Origin of the sequence: Nonomuraea endophytica (assembly GCF_014203235.1) — a bacterium.
Classification (GTDB): Bacteria; Actinomycetota; Actinomycetes; order Streptosporangiales; family Streptosporangiaceae; genus Nonomuraea; species Nonomuraea endophytica.
In genome coordinates, this window is record NZ_JACHIN010000009.1 from 420,183 (window position 1) to 436,854 (window position 16,672).

Annotated in this window: 17 protein-coding genes and 2 tRNA genes; 12 read left to right on the plus strand and 7 right to left on the minus strand. The window is 69.8% G+C overall.

The features are described from left to right. Window positions 1-15: 15 nt before the first annotated feature. Both HNR40_RS32440 and HNR40_RS32445 read right to left on the minus strand, forming a co-directional pair. Window positions 16-558, minus strand: coding sequence for an NUDIX hydrolase (locus tag HNR40_RS32440; RefSeq protein ID WP_184968048.1), 543 nt, complete (start codon window positions 556-558; stop codon window positions 16-18). Continuing rightward, window positions 555-1,799, minus strand: a complete 1,245-nt coding sequence (locus HNR40_RS32445) for an Rv3195/Rv3626c family protein (protein ID WP_312896604.1) — start codon at window positions 1,797-1,799, stop codon at window positions 555-557. Before HNR40_RS32445 ends, HNR40_RS32440 begins: the two co-directional genes overlap by 4 nt. An 82-nt stretch (window positions 1,800-1,881) precedes the next feature. Here HNR40_RS32445 and HNR40_RS32450 point away from each other — a divergent pair, with 82 nt between their 5' ends. From HNR40_RS32450 to HNR40_RS32475, 6 genes are all read left to right on the plus strand, one after another. Continuing rightward, on the plus strand, window positions 1,882-2,952 hold the full coding sequence (locus tag HNR40_RS32450; RefSeq protein WP_312896605.1) for an NAD-dependent epimerase/dehydratase family protein: 1,071 nt from the start codon (window positions 1,882-1,884) through the stop codon (window positions 2,950-2,952). A gap of 10 nt (window positions 2,953-2,962) precedes the next feature. Next, window positions 2,963-3,388, plus strand: a complete 426-nt coding sequence (locus tag HNR40_RS32455) for a molybdenum cofactor biosynthesis protein MoaE (protein WP_184968052.1) — start codon at window positions 2,963-2,965, stop codon at window positions 3,386-3,388. Window positions 3,389-3,397: 9 nt separating this feature from the next. After that, window positions 3,398-4,444, plus strand: a complete 1,047-nt coding sequence (locus HNR40_RS32460) for a YlbL family protein (RefSeq protein ID WP_184968054.1) — start codon at window positions 3,398-3,400, stop codon at window positions 4,442-4,444. Between the two features lie 128 nt (window positions 4,445-4,572). Continuing rightward, window positions 4,573-7,524, plus strand: a complete 2,952-nt coding sequence (locus HNR40_RS32465) for a UPF0182 family membrane protein (RefSeq protein ID WP_184968056.1) — start codon at window positions 4,573-4,575, stop codon at window positions 7,522-7,524. 98 nt (window positions 7,525-7,622) lie between these two features. Further along, a tRNA-Met gene (locus HNR40_RS32470) sits at window positions 7,623-7,699 on the plus strand. Window positions 7,700-7,799: 100 nt separating this feature from the next. After that, window positions 7,800-7,876, plus strand: a tRNA-Met gene (locus tag HNR40_RS32475). A 39-nt stretch (window positions 7,877-7,915) separates the two neighbouring features. On the opposite strand, the gene HNR40_RS32480 is transcribed toward HNR40_RS32475, so the two are convergent. Next, entirely contained in the window at window positions 7,916-8,374 is a 459-nt protein-coding gene (locus tag HNR40_RS32480; RefSeq protein WP_184968058.1) for a hypothetical protein, read from the minus strand. A 93-nt stretch (window positions 8,375-8,467) separates the two neighbouring features. Between HNR40_RS32480 and HNR40_RS32485 the strand changes: the two genes are divergently transcribed. The 3 genes from HNR40_RS32485 (at window position 8,468) to HNR40_RS32495 (ending at window position 11,117) form a co-directional block, all read left to right on the plus strand. Beyond that, window positions 8,468-9,466 carry a sensor histidine kinase gene (locus HNR40_RS32485; protein ID WP_184968059.1) on the plus strand — a complete coding sequence of 333 codons (999 nt, stop codon included), beginning with the start codon at window positions 8,468-8,470 and terminating at the stop codon, window positions 9,464-9,466. After that, complete coding sequence (locus HNR40_RS32490) at window positions 9,463-10,119, plus strand: response regulator (RefSeq protein WP_184968061.1); 657 nt, start codon at window positions 9,463-9,465, stop codon at window positions 10,117-10,119. The genes HNR40_RS32485 and HNR40_RS32490 overlap by 4 nt, the downstream gene beginning before the upstream one ends. 80 nt (window positions 10,120-10,199) lie before the next feature. Further along, window positions 10,200-11,117 (plus strand): hypothetical protein, encoded by a 918-nt coding sequence (locus HNR40_RS32495; protein WP_184968063.1) that lies wholly within the window; start codon window positions 10,200-10,202, stop codon window positions 11,115-11,117. Here the strand turns inward: HNR40_RS32495 and HNR40_RS32500 are convergent. Continuing rightward, complete coding sequence (locus HNR40_RS32500) at window positions 11,083-11,712, minus strand: phosphotransferase (RefSeq protein ID WP_184968065.1); 630 nt, start codon at window positions 11,710-11,712, stop codon at window positions 11,083-11,085. The genes HNR40_RS32495 and HNR40_RS32500 overlap by 35 nt on opposite strands. A 34-nt stretch (window positions 11,713-11,746) precedes the next feature. Here HNR40_RS32500 and HNR40_RS32505 point away from each other — a divergent pair, with 34 nt between their 5' ends. The 3 genes from HNR40_RS32505 to HNR40_RS32515 are packed head-to-tail and all read left to right on the plus strand — an operon-like array spanning window position 11,747 to window position 15,351. Beyond that, window positions 11,747-12,217, plus strand: a complete 471-nt coding sequence (locus HNR40_RS32505; RefSeq protein ID WP_184968067.1) for a group II truncated hemoglobin — start codon at window positions 11,747-11,749, stop codon at window positions 12,215-12,217. Window positions 12,218-12,226: 9 nt separating this feature from the next. Continuing rightward, entirely contained in the window at window positions 12,227-14,686 is a 2,460-nt protein-coding gene (locus tag HNR40_RS32510) for a sensor histidine kinase (RefSeq protein WP_184968069.1), read from the plus strand. Beyond that, window positions 14,683-15,351 carry a response regulator gene (locus HNR40_RS32515; RefSeq protein ID WP_184968071.1) on the plus strand — a complete coding sequence of 223 codons (669 nt, stop codon included), beginning with the start codon at window positions 14,683-14,685 and terminating at the stop codon, window positions 15,349-15,351. Before HNR40_RS32510 ends, HNR40_RS32515 begins: the two co-directional genes overlap by 4 nt. Here the strand turns inward: HNR40_RS32515 and HNR40_RS32520 are convergent. The 3 genes from HNR40_RS32520 to HNR40_RS32530 are packed head-to-tail and all read right to left on the minus strand — an operon-like array spanning window position 15,342 to window position 16,239. After that, window positions 15,342-15,581, minus strand: coding sequence for a hypothetical protein (locus tag HNR40_RS32520; RefSeq protein WP_184968073.1), 240 nt, complete (start codon window positions 15,579-15,581; stop codon window positions 15,342-15,344). The two genes, HNR40_RS32515 and HNR40_RS32520, sit on opposite strands and share 10 nt — an antisense overlap. A 1-nt stretch (window position 15,582) precedes the next feature. After that, window positions 15,583-15,792, minus strand: coding sequence for a hypothetical protein (locus HNR40_RS32525; protein WP_246509680.1), 210 nt, complete (start codon window positions 15,790-15,792; stop codon window positions 15,583-15,585). 45 nt (window positions 15,793-15,837) lie between these two features. Continuing rightward, window positions 15,838-16,239 carry a hypothetical protein gene (locus HNR40_RS32530; RefSeq protein ID WP_184968074.1) on the minus strand — a complete coding sequence of 134 codons (402 nt, stop codon included), beginning with the start codon at window positions 16,237-16,239 and terminating at the stop codon, window positions 15,838-15,840. Between the last annotated feature and the right edge of the window lie 433 nt (window positions 16,240-16,672).

Sequence of the window (16,672 nt, forward strand, 5' to 3'; positions counted from 1 at the left end):
CACCGCGGAACCCCCTCAGGCCAGAAGTGCCGCCCTGCCGCGCCTGGCCAGCCGCCTGGTCGCCTCGTCGGACAGCTCGGGGATCTCCTCCACCGGGAACCAGCGCAGGTCCAGGGACTCCTCGCTGATCACCGCCTCCGCGCCTTCGGGCGCCACGGCGGCATACTCCACGTCAAGGTGCCACGATCGCGGCGGATGACACCACACCTCGTGCCGGTCCAGCGCCAGCGGCCCGGCCAGCAGCCGGAGCCCGGAGATCCCGGACTCCTCCCCGGCCTCCCGCAGCGCCACCTCCGCCAGCGTCCGGTCGGCGCGCTCGCAGTGACCGCCCATCGGCAGCCACATCCCGGCCTTGGGGTGCAGCGTCAGCAGAACGCGCGCACCGTCGTGGGACAACACCGCGGTGGTCGCGGTCAGGTGCCCGGGAACGCACTCCCGGTACATGGCGTCGGCGTGCGTCGCCAGGTGCTCCAGGAACTCCTTGCGCAGCACCTCCTCCTCAGGGGTCGGCGCCGACCAGCCGGTCAGCACGGCGACCGCGTTGGAGCGCAGCGTCACTCCTGCTCTCCGGGTTCGTCCAGCTTGGAGATGTCCCAGTCGGAATCACCCTTCACGAACGCGTCCGGGTGGTCGAGGTCCTCGGCCGTCGGCATCAGATCGGGGTGACCCCACACCGAGTCGCGGCCGTCGAGCCCGCGGTCGGCCTCCAGCGCCTGCCACAGCGCCGCCGCCTCCCGCAGCCTGCGCGGACGCAGCTCCAGGCCCACCAGCGTGCCGAACGTCAGCTCGGCCGGGCCGCCGGTGGCGCGGCGCCTGCGTACGGTCTCGGCGAGGGCGTTGGCGGAGGGCAGCTTGCCCTCGGCCGCGGCGTCCACGACGGTCGCCACCCAGCCCTCGACCAGCGCCAGCATCGTCTCCAGACGGGCCAGCGCGGCCTTCTGCCGCTCGGTCTCCTCGGGCTTGAGCAGCGCGCCGCCGCTCAACGCCTCCTGGAGCGCCTCGGGGTTGCTGATGTCGAGGCCGCGGATCTGCTCTTCGAGCGCCGAGGTGTCGACCGTGATCCCCTTGGCATATTCCTCGACGGCGCCGAGCAGGTGCGAACGCAGCCACGGCACGTGCTGGAACAGCCGGTGATGGGCCGCCTCGCGCAGCGCCAGGTAGAGCCGGATCTCGTCGGCGGGCAGTTCGAGGCCGTCGCTGAAGGAAGCGATGCCGCCGGGCAGCAGCGCGGCCGTGTCCGACAGCGGCAGGCCGATGTCGGTCGTGCCGATCACCTCGCGCGCCAGCGAACCGAGCGCCTGCCCGATCTGCTGGCCGACCATCATGCCGCCCATCTGCTTGAGCATGCCCATCAGCGGCCCGGCCATCTGCTGGGCCTCGGCGGGCAGGCCGGCGCCGCCGAGCGCGCCGCCCATGGTCTCGACCATGCGTTCGGCGATCGGCTCACACAGCTTGCGCCACACCGGGACGGTGTTCTCGATCCACTCGGACCGGCTCCACGCCTGCGGGTTCGACACCCCGCTCGGCAGCGCCGTGGCCTCATTCAGCCACAGGTCGGCCAGACTGAGCGCGTCGACGATCTGGCGGCGTTCTCCGTCCATGACGGAGGGATCGCCCTCGGCGACCACCGCGTGTCGGGCGATGTTCTTGGCCATGTCCCAGTTGACAGGGCCGGAACCCTGGGGCGCCGACAGCATGTCGGCGAACTGGCGCATCGCCTGAGCCATCTGCTCAGGGTTGCCGAACATGGCGAACGGGTTTTCGTTGGGGTCGTTTTCACGACCTGGCAGGTCAGTCACCGCTCTACCTCGTGCAGGATGGAGGAGTCCACATCCGCCACGTTAGTCGTCCTACGGCGGATCAGTGCAAAGTGAGGACCGTGTGCCTACCTCGAAACGCCCGCGCCAACCGGTCGTCGCCATCACCGGCGCGGCCTCCGGCCTCGGCCGCGAGCTGCTCGCGAGGCTCGCGAACTCAGCGGATTTCCGCAGGGTGGTGGCCATCGACGAGCAGCGCGGCGACGTCCAGGACGTCACCTGGCGAGTGATCGACGTCCGGGATCCGCTCTTGGCGAACCGCATCTCCGACATCGACGTGCTGGTCCATCTGGCCGGCGACTACGCCGTCGACTCCAACCCGGGTGAGCGCCGCGCGTACAACCTGCGTGCCGCGCAGACCGTGCTCACCGCCAGCGCGGCCGCGCGCGTGCGCCGCGTCGTGCTCGTCACGAGCGCGATGGTGTACGGCGCCGCCCCCGACAACCCGGTCCCGCTGCCCGAGGACTCCGCGGTGGCGGCCGAGCCGGACACCGGCGTCGTCGGCGACTACCTGGAGATCGAGGCGCTGGTCCGCCGGGCCATCAGGAGCAACACCGGCCTGGACGTGACCGTCGTGCGCCCGGCCGCCGTCGTGGGCCCGGGTGTCGACACCGTCATCACCCGCCACTTCGAGTCGCCCCGGCTGCTGGCGGTGAAGGGCTGCAACCCGCGCTGGCAGTTCTGCCACATCGAGGACCTGGTCTCGGCGCTGGAGCTGGCCGCCCGCGGCGTGGTCACCGGCGTGGTGGCCGTGGGCTCCGACGGCTGGCTGGAGCAGGAGCAGGTGGAGGAGCTATCCGGCATCCGGCGCTTCGAGCTGCCCGCCGGCCTGACCTTCGGCACGGCCCAGCGCCTGCACCGGCTGGGCATCACCCCGGCGCCCGCCACGGACCTGCACTACGTCGTCTACCCGTGGGTCGTCGACTGCGGCCAGCTGCGCGAGGCCGGCTGGAAGCCCGCCTGGACCAACGAGGCCGCCCTGGAGCAGCTTCTCGAACTGCGCGAGAACCGCACCACCGTGGCCGGACGCCGGCTGCCCGTCAAGGAGGCGACGCTCACCGCGGCCGGAGCGACCGTGGCCGTCATCGGCACCGCGGCCATCGTCCGTCAAGTCCGGAAGAGGCGCCGCCTGTAGGCTTGTTCGCGTGGACGTGATCCGGTTGCTAGACATTCGCGACACCCCGTTGTCCGTCGACGAGGTGTACGCCGCGGTGGGCGACCACGCGGCCGGCGGGACGACCCTGTTCGTCGGCACCGTGCGCGAGCAGGACCAGGGCAAGCCGGTGAAGCGGCTCTCCTACTCGGCGCACCCGTCCGCGCAGGCCGAGCTGCGCCGCGTGGCCGAGAAGGTGGCCGCCGACTTCCCGGTGACCGCGCTCGCCGCCGTCCACCGGGTCGGTGACCTGGAGCTGGGCGACATCGCGGTCATCGTCGCCGCGGCCTGCCCGCACCGCGGCGAGGCCTTCGCCGCCTCGCGACGCCTGATCGACGACCTCAAGGCCGAGGTTCCCATCTGGAAACATCAGCTCTTCGACGACGGGTCGGCCGAGTGGGTCGGCGCCTGCGAATAAGCTCTCTCCATGTCACGACGTGCCCTGACCCTGCTCGTGGCGGGCTTTATGGTGCTCGCCCTCGGTGTCGTCGGCGCCCTCATGAAGGTGCCCTACGTCGTGCTGAGCCCCGGCCCGACCGAGAACACCATCGGTGAGGTCGACAAGAAGCCGGTCATCGCGATCACCGGCCGCCAGGTCTACCCGACGGACGGCGCGCTCAGCCTGGTCACCGTCGCCTACCAGGGCGGTCCCAGCAGCCGCATCGACCTGATGACCGCGCTGCGCGGCTGGCTCGACCCCAACGTCGCGGTGGTGCCGGAGGAGACGATCTTTCCCAAGAGCCGCACCGCCAAGCAGGTCGAGGAGGAAAACACCGTCGAGATGGCCAACTCGCAGGACAACGCGACGGCCGCCGCGCTCACCGAGCTCAAGATCCCCTACAGCACCGTCGTCACGGTCCTCTCCACCGAGAAGGGCAAGCCCGCCGACGGCAAGGTGCAGAAGGGCGACGAGATCAACGCCATCGACGGCAAGAAGGTCACCGACGTCGACATGGTCCGCGAGACCGTCCGCGCGCTCAAGCCGGGCGCGGACGTCGTGTTCGACGTCACCAGGGGCGAGAAGAAGCTCGACGTCACGGTCAAGACCACCTCGGGCGACAAGGGCGCGACCATGGTCGGGATGACCATGCAGGCCAAGTACAAGTTCCCGTTCAAGGTCAGCATCAGCGTGGGCGACGTGGGCGGGCCCAGCGCCGGCCTGATGTTCTCCCTGGGCATCGTCGACAAGCTCACCCCCGGCTCCCTGACCGGCGGCAAGTCGATCGCGGGCACCGGAACCATCACGCCGGAGGGCGAGGTGGGGGCGATCGGCGGCATCGCGCAGAAGATGGTCGGCGCCAAGAAGGCGGGCGCCACGGTCTTCCTCACCCCCGCCGACAACTGCGCCGAGGCGCTGAAGGCGGCGCCCGACGGGCTGCGGCTGGTGAAGGCGGAGACCCTGCACGACATGGTCACGACGCTCGACTCGCTGCGTCAGGGAAAGACAGATCTTCCCGCATGTACACCTAGCTGAAACTTCTCGCGCCCGTCGTGCGTTAGCCGTACGGCTGGCACACCGGTGTAGGTTGCCAGAGCGAGACGATTGTTCACCACGACGAGGGGTTGGCCTTGAGCTTCCGGACCCCAGGAGCCGGCAGGGCGATGCGCTTGCCCCGCCGCCCGCGACTGCTGCTTCCTGTCGCGATCGCCCTCGTGGCGATTGTGGCGTTCTTCTTCCTGTTTGCCGGCATTTACACCGACTATCTCTGGTTCGACTCCGTCAGGTACACCTCGGTCTTCTCCGGCGTGATGCTGACGCAGATCGTGTTGTTCCTGGTCGGCGCGTTGTTGATGGTCGGCATAGCCGGCGGCAACATGCTGCTGGCGTTCAGGATGCGGCCGATGTTCGGCCCCGCCATGTTCGGCGGAGGCAGCGGCGCCGACCGCTACCGGATGGCGCTCGACCCCCACCGCAAGCTGATCTTCATCGTGGGCATGGCCGTGCTCGCGCTGTTCGCGGGGTCGTCGGTGGCGGGCCAGTGGAAGACCTGGCTCCAGTTCTCCAACGGCGTGAAGGCCGGCAAGACAGACCCGATGTTCGGGCTGGACGTGTCGTTCTTCATGTTCGACTATCCGTTCATCCGGATGGCGCTGAACTTCCTGTTCACCGCGATCATCATCTCGATCGTGCTCGCCGCGATCACCCATTACCTGTACGGCGGCTTCCGCCTGCAGTCGCCGGGCGTGCACGCCTCCCGCGCCGCCCGCACCCACCTGTCGGTGCTGCTGGGCGTGTTCGTGCTGCTGAAGGCGGTGGCCTACTGGGTCGACCGCTACGGCCTGGTCTTCTCCGACCGCGGCAAGGTCTTCGGCGCGTCCTACACCGACCTCAACGCGGTGCTTCCGGCCAAGACCATCCTCGCGATCATCGCGCTGATCTGCGCCGCGATGCTGTTCGCCGGTGTCTTCCGGCCCGGCGGCATGCTGCCGGGCGTCTCCTTCGGCCTCCTCGTGCTGTCGGCCGTGCTGATCGGCAGCGTCTACCCGGCGCTGGTCGAGCAGTTCCAGGTCAAGCCGAACCAGCAGGCCAAGGAGAAGGAGTCGATCTCCAGGAACATCCAGGCCACGCGGGACGCGTTCAAGGTCGACGACAAGAACATCTCGGTGAAGCAGTACGGCGCGACGACCAGCGCGACCGAGCAGGTCCTCCAGCAGGAGGCCAGCGCGATCCCCGGTCTGCGGCTGCTCGACCCGACGATCCTGTCGCCGACGTTCCAGCAGCTCCAGCAGATCAAGGGCTACTACCAGTTCCCCGAGCAGCTGGACATCGACCGCTACAAGGCGCCCGACGGCAAGATCCGCGACACCATCGTCTCGGTCCGCGACATCGGGCTGCCGCCGGAGGCCGAGCGCAACTGGATCAACAGCCGCCTCGTCTACACGCACGGCTTCGGCTTCGTGGCCGCGCCGGGCAACCAGGTGGGCTCCGGCGGTCTGCCGGTCTTCAACGCCAAGGACATCCCGCCGGTCGGCGACCTGATCGGGCCGAAGTTCGAGCCCCGCGTCTACTTCGGCGAGAACTCTCCCGAGTACTCCATCGTCGGCGGCCCCAAGCCGGGCCCCGGCCAGGGCGTTGAGCTCGACTATCCCGACGACCAGCAGGGCGGCAGCGGGCAGAAGAACAACACCTACGCCGGCAACGGCGGCGTGCCCATCGGCAACTTCTTCACGAAGCTGCTCTACGCCGCCAAGTACGGCGAGACCAACCTGCTGCTCTCCTCCGACGTCAACGACTTCTCGCGCATCCTGTACGAGCGCAAGCCGCTGGAGCGCGTGGGCAAGGTGGCGCCGTTCCTGACGCTGGACAAGGACCCGTACCCGGCGATCGTGAACAACCGGATCGTCTGGATCGTCGACGGCTACACGACGTCGGACTCCTACCCGTACTCCCAGCGCAAGAGCCTCGGCGACCTGACCACCGACGTGCAGACCAGCAGGCTGGTGGCCGGTCAGCCGGTGCCCGCGCCGACCGACGTCATCAACTACATGCGCAACTCGGTCAAGGCCACCGTGGACGCCTACGACGGCACCGTGACCCTGTACGCCTGGGACGACGCCGACCCGGTGCTCAAGACGTGGCAGAACACGTTCGGCACGATCATCAAGCCGAAGGCCGAGATCCCGACCGAGCTGCGCGACCACCTGCGCTACCCGGCCGACATGTTCAAGGCGCAGCGGGAGATCCTGACGCAGTACCACGTCACCGACCCGGGCGCGTTCTTCGGCGGCCAGGACTTCTGGAAGGTCCCCGAGGACCCGGCCACCAAGAAGAGCAAGCAGCCGCCGTACTACGTGACGATGAAGATGCCGGAGGGGACCGAGCGGTTCTCGCTGACGACGACCTTCGTCCCGAACGGCCGGCAGAACATGGCCGCGTTCATGGCCGTGGACGCCACCGCCGACCCGTCGCAGGCGAAGCTGGAGATCCTCCAGCTACCCAGCAACACGGCGGTGCAGGGTCCGCCACAGGCGCAGAACACGTTCCTGTCGAACCCGACGGTCTCCGAGCGGCTTAACCTGCTGCGCGGCACCGGCGGCGCCACCGAGGTCATCTACGGCAACCTGCTCACGCTTCCGTTCGGCGGCGGCCTGCTCTACGTCGAGCCGGTCTACGTGCAGCCGAAGGAGGAGAGCGCGGGCCGCTTCCCGAGCCTGCGCAAGGTGCTGGTGCTGTTCGGCGACAAGGTCGGCTTCGGCGACACGCTGGACGCTGCCCTGAAGGAGGTCTTCGGCGTCGCGCCACCGACGCAGACGGGTGAGAAGCCCACGGAGACCAAGCCGAACACCAACACCACCGCGCTGACCAAGGCCATCACCGCCGTCGAGTCGGCCTACCAGGAGGGCCAGACGGCCCTGAAGGCCTCACCGCCCGACTGGGTGAAGTACGGCGAGGCGCAGAAGAAGCTGGAGACGGCCCTGAAGGAGCTGCAGGCGCTGGGAGCCACCCAGCCGCAGCCCACGCCGTCGGCGACGCCCACCGCGTCCACGCCGCCGTCCACGCCACCTCCATCGACGCCGCCGCCTTCACCGACGGCCACCGCGACCAGCGGATGACTCACGAGGACCCCGCCTTTCCGGCGGGGTCCTCGCCGCTTTCGGCGAATGAGTTTGCGCAGGCAGCCGGTCGCGGATAGTCTCTGCAAGCACGACGACGCGGGGTGGAGCAGTTCGGTAGCTCGCTGGGCTCATAACCCAGAGGTCGCAGGTTCAAATCCTGTCCCCGCTACCAGTGAAGGCCCTGATCATTATGATCAGGGCCTTCGTGCTTTCGGTGATCTTCGTTTTGCTTCCGCGGTGAATCACCGCTATGGTTAAGACATACACACCGACGCGGGGTGGAGCAGTTCGGTAGCTCGCTGGGCTCATAACCCAGAGGTCGCAGGTTCAAATCCTGTCCCCGCTACCAGTGAAGGCCCTGATCATTGCGATCAGGGCCTTCGTGTTTTCACCGGCAACGCAAATCCAGCCCGGCGTCGTGCATTTCCAGAAATTCCACGATCACCGGCCGTGGTCCTTTTCCTCCGGCGATGTACACCTCGCCGGGTAATGTCCCGCCTTGGACGCCGCGGATCGTCGTGCTCTCGTAGTACTTCACGATCGCGGCCTCCGGCAGGGTCGTGACCAAGGACAACCGCACGAGGTAATCGCAGTGGTTGCTGTTGCCGATCTGCAGCCCGACCTTGCCCTGGGCGACCACGTTGGGCTGGGTGCCCGGCGGCAGCGGATAGGCGCGTACCCGCTCGACCAGTGCGCTCAGTCGCATGTCGTTGATCCACATGGGGGTCTGTACCAGCAGGGCCGCCGCTACGAGCGACCCCACCACCCACCACCAACGCCGGTTCAGGCGCCTCGATGGTCCGGCCGGTCGGGCGAGCACCGGTGTTTCCGTGAGCGTGCTGTCCACCTCACTCGTCCCTTCTGTAGCACGCTAAGCATCTTGGGGCGCTTCGTGATCGTGAACAAGGCCCTAATCTCGCGCGGCTGACAGGATGGCGTCATGGGTGATGTGCTGCTGGCCGCCGGCCTGGCGCTGGCCGGCCTCCTGCCAATGGACCAGCCCTTCGGCCGCGACCCCGACACGCTGTTCTACGCGCTCTATCTGGCGGGCGCCGCCGCGGTCGCGCTGCGCCGCCGGTTTCCCGCCGCGGTGCTGGTCCTGACCTGCGGCTCGCTGGGGCTGCTGCTCGGCCTCGGCTACCTGCCCGGACTGATCATGGGCCCGGCGCTGGCCGGCCTGTACACGGCGGCGGTGCGCGGGATGCGGCTCTGGGCCGCCGCCGGGCTGGCCTCGGCGCTGGTGGGCGCGGCGTTCCTGCCCGAGGACCTCGTCGTGCGGGCCATCTTCACGCTGACGTGGGCGGGCATGCTGGGCTGCGCCGTACTGGCCGGGGAGTTCGTGCGTGCCCGGGCGCGCGCGGCCGAGCACGACGAGCGGTTGCGCATCGCGCGGGAGCTGCACGACGTGCTCGGGCACGGCATGGCCGCCATCGCCGTGCAGTCCGCGACCGCGCTGCACCTGCTCGGCGACGTCCATCCCGAGGTACGGCAGGCGCTCCAGGCCATCCGCGACACGAGCAAACAGGCGATGGGCCGGGTCCGCGACAGCGTCTTCCAGGAGGGCGAGTCGCTGGCCGGGATCGACGACCTCCTCGGCGCGGTACGCCAGGCCGGCCTGCCCGTCGAGGTCACGGGAAGCCCCGGGGAACTGCCTCCCCAGGTGGACCACGCCGCGTACCGCATCATCCAGGAGGCGCTCACCAACACGCTGCGCCACGCCGGACCGGGCGCCTCGGCCGGGGTACGGCTGGAGCGGACGCCCCGCGCGCTGCTCATCGACGTCACCGACGACGGCACCGGCGGCCTCGGCCGGGCGGGCAGCGGCATCGAGGGCATGAAGGCCAGGGCCAGAGCGCTGGGCGGGCACGTCAAGGTCAGAGCGGCCACGGAGCAGACCGGCGTGAAGGTGTCGGCCAGGCTGCCGCTGGGCCGCCGATGATCAGGGTGGCGCTCGCCGACGACCAGGCGCTGGTCCGCAGCGGGTTCCGGCTGATCCTGCGGTCGGCTCCGGGCATCGAGGTCGTGGGCGAGGCGGCCGACGGCGGCGCCGCCGTGGCCCTGGCCCGCGACGAGCGGCCGGACGTGCTGCTGATGGACATCCGCATGCCGTCGGTCGACGGGCTCACCGCCACCGCCAGGATCGCCGCCGACCCTGAGCTCACGGATGTGCGCGTGCTCATCCTCACCACCTACGCCCAGGACGCCAACGTCTTCGCCGCGCTGCGGGCGGGCGCGAGCGGCTTCCTGGTCAAGGACGTGGAGCCGGAGGAACTGCTGCACGCGGTCCGCGTGGTCGCCAGGGGCGACGCGCTGCTCGCGCCCGCGGTGACCAGGAGGCTGATCGAGGCGTTCACGGCCGTCGCGCCCGCCGAGGTGCCCGCGCTGGACGGGCTGACCGCGCGGGAGCGGGAGGTGGTGGCGCTGGTGGCCAGGGGGCACACCAACGACGAGATCGCCCTGAAGCTGGACATGCGGCCGCTGACGGCCAAGACGCATGTGAACCGGGCCATGTCCAAGCTCGGCGCGCGGGATCGGGCGCAGCTCGTGGTCGTGGCCTACGAGTCGGGGCTGGTCGTACCGCGGTCGCGGTAGCCGGCTGCCGCGGGTGCGGTAGCCGTACGACCGGACTTGGGGAGGAGGAGCGCGCCCGCCGCACGGTCGAGCATGGAGGTATGCGAAGGATCTGGCGGTCATGGCCGTGGTGGGTGGGGTACGCGGCGGGCGGGTTCGCGGCGCTCGTGGTGGTGCTGGGCGTGGCGGGCGGAGAGGTGTCCGGGTGGGTGGGGGCCGTGGGCGGCGCGCTCGGGCTGGCGGGGCTCGTGCTCAGGCGGGGCTGGGTGGTGTGGGCGGGTGTGGTCGTGCTGGCCTTCAGCACGTTCGGGCTGCTGCAGGATCTCGTGACGCTGCTGGGACAGGGCCGGCCGGACAGCTGGCCGGGATTCCTGGCCAAGGCGGCGCGGGTCGTGGCGATGCTGCTGCTCGTGGGGTCGGCGCTGGTCATCCGCAGGCGAGCGGGCGGTGTGTGCGGGAGGTGCGGGTACGAGCACGCGGACGGCGGGCCGGTGCCCCTGGGTTTTCCCGAGGCCGCGACGGCGTCCAGGAGAGTGCGGTGGGCGGCCTATGCGGGGGCCGCCTCGTTCCTGCCCTATGCGGGGGCGAAGGTGGTCTTCGGCCTGGAGAACCGGGCGGACTACATCGAGCACGGCGGGTTCATGGCGGTGCTGGCCCGCTTCGGCGTCGATCTCACCGCGCTGCTGGCCGTGCTCGGGGTCTTCCTGCTGGTGGCCATGACCCGGCCGTGGAGCCAGGTGTGGCCGCGGTGGACGGTGGGCCTGGCGGGACGGCGGGTGCCGCGCTGGCTGCCGCTCGTGCCGGCGTGGCTGGGGGCGACGCTGGGGCCGTACGGGCTGCTCGGGGTGGGGTATCTGGTGGTCTTCGGAATGGACGCGCTGCCGGGGTTCGTCGGGCCGGCCGGGATCTTGGGGTTCACCGGGGCGGGGCTGGCCTTCGCGGTGGTGGCCTGGGACTACCAGCGCAGGACCCGGCCGCGGTGTCTCACAGCAGACGGCGGAGCCGTACCTGCTCGGTAGGGGTGGTGTGCGGGTCGCGCAGGCGGGCGGCGGCGGCGTCGGCCAGGCGCGGGGACGGGTCGGTGGCGCTGCCGCGCAGGAGCGCGCGGGCGAGCGGGCGGCGGATCAGCTTGATCGTCGTGATCGGGATCTCGCTCGTGCGCAGTGTCAGGTATGTCGTGGCCAGTTCGAACGCGGGCTCGCCGGCCGCGGCGTTGCACCAGTCGATGACCGAGGGGCCGTCGGGCGTCATGACCACGTTGAGCGGGTGGAGGTCGAGGTGGAGCATGCGGTCGCCGGGGGAGGGGTCGAGCCAGTCCGGGGCCTCGATCGCGTGGAGGCGGTCGTGCAGCCGGCCCAGCAGCCGCCCGTGGCCGCCGACCTTCCACGGCTTCTTGACCAGGACCTCGAACATCGTGGGCCCGTGCAGCCTGGCCATGACCAGGTCGGTCTCGGTCGCGTCGAACACCTCGGGCACCGGGTAGCCCCGGGCGCGCACATGCTCCATCACGCGGGCCTCGTCGAGGGCGGTGTCCCCATCTCGGTAGCGGCGGAGCACTTTGGTGGGAGATAGTGCGAAAACGTCGGCTGTGCGCCCTTTGCCGATGAGCTCCATGACAGGTGCCGCCCATCCATGATTACATGATTACGTGGCTGACAACGAGCAAGTACCGACACTGTACGACTGGGCGGGCGGCAGCGACGCGTTCGAGCGGCTCACCGAGGCCTTCTACGCGAAGGTGAAGAAGGACGACGTGGTCGGGCCGCTCTTCGCGCATATGGATCCGGGCCATCCCCGATATGTGGCCATGTGGCTGGGCGAGGTCTTCGGCGGGCCCGCCCGCTACACCGAGGAGCGCGGCGGATATCCGCACATGCTCTCCCAGCACCTCGGCAAGGGCATCACCGAGCCGCAGCGCCGCCGGTGGGTCAACTTGCTGATGGACGCGGCCGACGAGGTCGGGCTGCCGGACGACCCCGAGTTCAGGGCCGCTTTCGCCGGATACATCGAGTGGGGGACGCGGCTCGCGCTGCACAACTCGCAGCCCGGGGCCAAGCCGCCGACCAAGGCGCCGACGCCGCGGTGGGGCTGGGGGGTGGCGCCGCCGTACCAGCCGTAACCTGGATCTATGAGGGGGACGCTACGCATATACCTGGGTGCGGCCCCCGGCGTGGGCAAGACCTACGCCATGCTCGACGAAGGGCGGCGCGCGCTCGCGCGAGGCAGAGACGTGGTCGTGGGTCTCGTCGAGACCCACGACCGGCCCCGCACCGCGGAGCTCCTCGACGGCCTGGAGATCGTGCCGAGGAAGCTGATCCACTACCGCGGCACCGACCTCGCGGAGCTGGACACCGCCGCCGTCATCGCCCGCGGGCCCGAGACCGCGCTCGTGGACGAACTCGCCCACACCAACGCGCCCGGCTCGCGCCACGAGAAACGCTGGCAGGACATCGACGAGATCCTCGCCGCCGGGATCAACGTGATCTCCACCGTCAACATCCAGCACCTGGAGTCGCTCAGCGACGTCGTCCACCAGATCACCGGCGTCTCCCAGCGCGAACGCGTCCCCGACGAGTGGGTCAGGCGGGCCGACCAGGTCCAGCTCGTCGACATGGCCCCCGAGGCGCTGCGCCGCCGCATGGCCCACGGCAACGTCTACGGACCGACCATGGTCGACGCCGCCCTGTCCAACTACTTCCGCGTCGGCAACCTCACCGCGCTGCGCGAGCTGGCCCTGCTCTGGGTGGCCGGAAAGGTGGACGAGCAACTCGACCGCTACCGCGCCGACCACGGCATCGCCGAGACGTGGGAGGCGCGCGAACGCGTCGTGGTCGCCCTCAGCGGCGGTCCCGAAGGCGACACTCTGGTACGGCGGGCCGCCCGCATAGCCGACCGCTCAAAAGGCGCGGACCTCCTCGCCGTCCACGTGACCAGCGCCGACGGCCTCACCTCCGGAGCCGATCCGGCCAACATGGCCCGCCAGCGCACCATCGTGGAGAGCCTCGGCGGCACCTACCACCAGGTGCTCGGCGACGACGTCCCCCGCGACCTGCTGGAGTTCGCCCGCGGCGTCAACGCCACCCAGCTCGTCCTCGGCGCCTCCCGCCGCGGCCGCCTCGCGCAGATCTTCTCGCCGGGCGTCGGCGTGGAGACCACCGCGCTGTCCGGCTCCATCGACGTGCACATGGTCACCCACGAGGGCGTCAGGCACGGGCGCAGGCGTGGTGACCGCCCCGCTCTCACGCTCAGGCGGCGGGTGGCGGGCTGGACGCTGGCCCTGGCCGCGATGCCCCTGCTCACGGCGGGGCTGCTGCCATGGCGTGCCGATCTGGCGCTGCCCAGCGAGATCCTGCTCTTCCTGCTGCTCGTCGTCGGGGTGGCCCTCGTGGGCGGCATGTGGCCCGCGCTCACCGCGGCCGTCGCCGGGTTCGGGCTGCTCAACTGGTTCTTCACGCCGCCGTATCACACGCTGACCGTCGCCGAGCCGGAGAACCTGCTGGCCCTGGCCATCTTCGTCCTGGTCGCGGCCATGGTCAGCACGGTCGTCAGCCTGGCCGCCAGGCGCAGCAGGGAAGCCTCCCGGGCCAGGGCCGACGCCGAGGTGCTGTCCACGCTGGCCGGGCACGTGCTGCGCGGCGACTCTGCGCTGCCGTCGCTGCTGGCCCGGCTGCGCGAGGTCTACTCGCTGACCTCGGCGACCATGCTGGAGAAGGACGGCGACGGCTGGCGGATCCTGGCCACGGCGGGCGGGCCGCCGTCGGCCGTGCCGGATGTGGTGGTGGACGGGGACCTGGGGCTGGCCGTACAGGGGAGGATTCTCGACGCGGCCGACCGGCGGGTCCTGGAGGCGTTCGCGGCCGAGGCGGCGGTGGCGCTGCGCCAGCAGCGGCTGCGGGAGAAGGCGTCGTCCTCCGCCGCGCTCGCCGAAGCCGACAAGATGCGCACCGCGCTGCTCGCGGCCGTCAGCCACGACCTGCGCACCCCGCTGGCGTCGGCGAGCGCGGCCGTCGACTCGCTGCGCGGCACCGAGATCGACTGGTCGCCCGAGGACCGCGCCGAACTGCTCGACACCGCCCACGAGTCGCTGAGCAAACTCGACCGGCTGGTGAGCAACCTCCTCGACATGAGCCGCCTGCAGGCCGGAGTCCTCGGCGTGGCCCCGGAAACGGTGTCGGCGGCGGAGATCGTCCACCGGGCCCTCGCCGACCTGGGCGTCTCCCGGCTCGTGGCCGTCGAGATCCCGCCCGACCTGCCCGACCTCACCGCCGACCCGGTGCTGCTCGAACGTGTCCTGGTCAACCTCGTAGGGAACGCGGTGCGCTACGGGGACGTTGTCGTCTCGGCGAGCTGGCACGGCGAGAGCGTGGAGATCAGGGTGGTCGACCACGGCCCCGGCATCTCGGCCGAGGCGCACGAGAGGGTGTTCCAGCCGTTCCAGCGGCTCGGCGACCGCTCCACGCACAAGGGCGTGGGGCTGGGGCTGGCGCTCTCCCGCGGACTCACCGAGGCCATGGGCGGCACGCTCACACCGGAGGAGACACCAGGAGGAGGGCTCACCATGACGGTCGCGCTGCGGAGAGCCGGATGACCCGCGTGCTCGTGGTCGACGACGAGCCGCAGATCCTGCGCGCCATGCGGATCAACCTCGCCGCCCGCCACTACGAGGTGGCCGTCGCCCCCGACGGCGCCACCGCGCTGCGCCAGGCCGCCGACTGGCACCCCGACCTGGTCATCCTCGACCTCGGCCTGCCCGACATCGACGGCGTGGACGTCATCCACGGGCTGCGCGGCTGGACCCAGGTCCCGATCATCGTGCTCAGCGGCCGCAGCGACGGCCACGACAAGGTCGACGCGCTCGACGCCGGCGCCGACGACTACGTCACCAAGCCCTTCGGCATCGACGAGCTGCTCGCGCGGGTGCGCGCGGTCACCCGCCGCGCCGCCGCCCTCACCACGGAGTCCGCTGAAGCGCGCGTGGGAGATCACGTGATCGACCTCGTCGGCAAAACCATCTCGGGCGGGGTACGGCTGACGCCCACGGAGTGGCACTTCCTTGAGCTACTGCTCCGCAACCCGGGCAAGCTGGTCAGCCAGCGGCAGCTGCTGACGGAGGTGTGGGGCGCCTCGTACCAGAAGGAGACGCACTACCTGCGGCAGTACATGGCGCAGCTGCGCAGGAAACTCGAGCGCGACCCGGCGCATCCCGTGCATCTGCTGACCGAGCCGGGGATGGGCTACCGGTTTCAGCCCTGATCCTCGTCCTCTTCCGGGAAGTACGTCCGGGGCTCCTGGAGGAGGTCGACGTGGGCGTCGGTCTGCCGGTTGTCCTCTTCGCGCATCCACGTGACGATGCTGCGGTCGGCCTCGTCGTCGATCTCGTCGATCTTGTGCCGCTCGGGCAGCTTGTCCTTGTACATGGCGATGACCGACTCCTGGGGATCGTCGCCCATGTCCTGGCTGATCTCGTATGGCTGTTCAGTCATGTCATGCTCGGATCATCACGGTGGCCTTCTGTACCGACCAGCCGGCCAGCAGGAGCCCGAACGCCGCCTGTGCGAATCGAATCCATGGTGTTGAGGCGTCGGTCGCGTACAGCACGACGCCCAGCCACATGAGGCCGAAACCGCCCACAAGGACGATTGCCGCCCAGTTCAACCCCCGCTGCCACATACGCGCAGTCTTACAGTCGTTCATCCAAGACTGGGTATGGGCTTGGTCTGGCTTTTCTGAGCTCGGCGGCTAGTGCGCAAGCCTGCGGCCCGTGCCGACACAGCGGCGTAGCCGCAGGCCGCGGGGGCGTACCGGGGGAGGGTTCTCCTCCATGCAGGCCATCAGCGCCGCGGCTGTGCGCGCGTCGGAAAGGATGCGCTGCACCGCCTCGCCGTCCGTCGGCAACTGGCCGCGTTCGGCGAGCTCATGCCTGACGAAAGCCAGCGGGTCCGGCGCGTCCACGGCGTCGGCAGCCACCGACGCGCGGGCCGCGGTCATCAGCCGCAGGTAGTAGGAACGCAGGACGGCCTCGCGCATCCTGGTGTGTTCCAGGTCGTCGACCAGGGTGCGGGCAATCTTGAGAAGGTCGCCGGCTGATGTCTGCTCGTCGGCCAGGAAGGCACGGATGTCATCGAACTCCGAGCGGGTCATTGCCAACACCTCCGGTGTGCAGTCTGCTCGTGTGTACTTCGTACCGGGGAGCGATTGCGGATGACTTGCTGTCCACTTGCCGAGGTCGCGGGCCGGATCCGGGTGCGGAGGTTTGGGCGTGCGTGGGGAGGGAAGGACAAGGTGATTACCTGAGTGGGCGTAAGCGGGTCCCTGGGGCTGCTAGAGTTGCTCCCGCAGGGCAGCCGATCACACGATCCGCCCGGCAGACCCCATAGAAATCTTTCTGGCTCATCCTGTCTGGATGGTCTGGTAAGTTTGCGGGGGTTCCAGGAAATGTCAAGTCACTGAATTTGACAGAGAATGGAACGGCTGAAAGAATAGAAATACGAAATGAGCCGCTGGAAAACGCGTCCGTTTCTTGAGAACTCAACAGTGTGTTAAAAGCCAGTGCATGAAGTATTTCATGCAACAC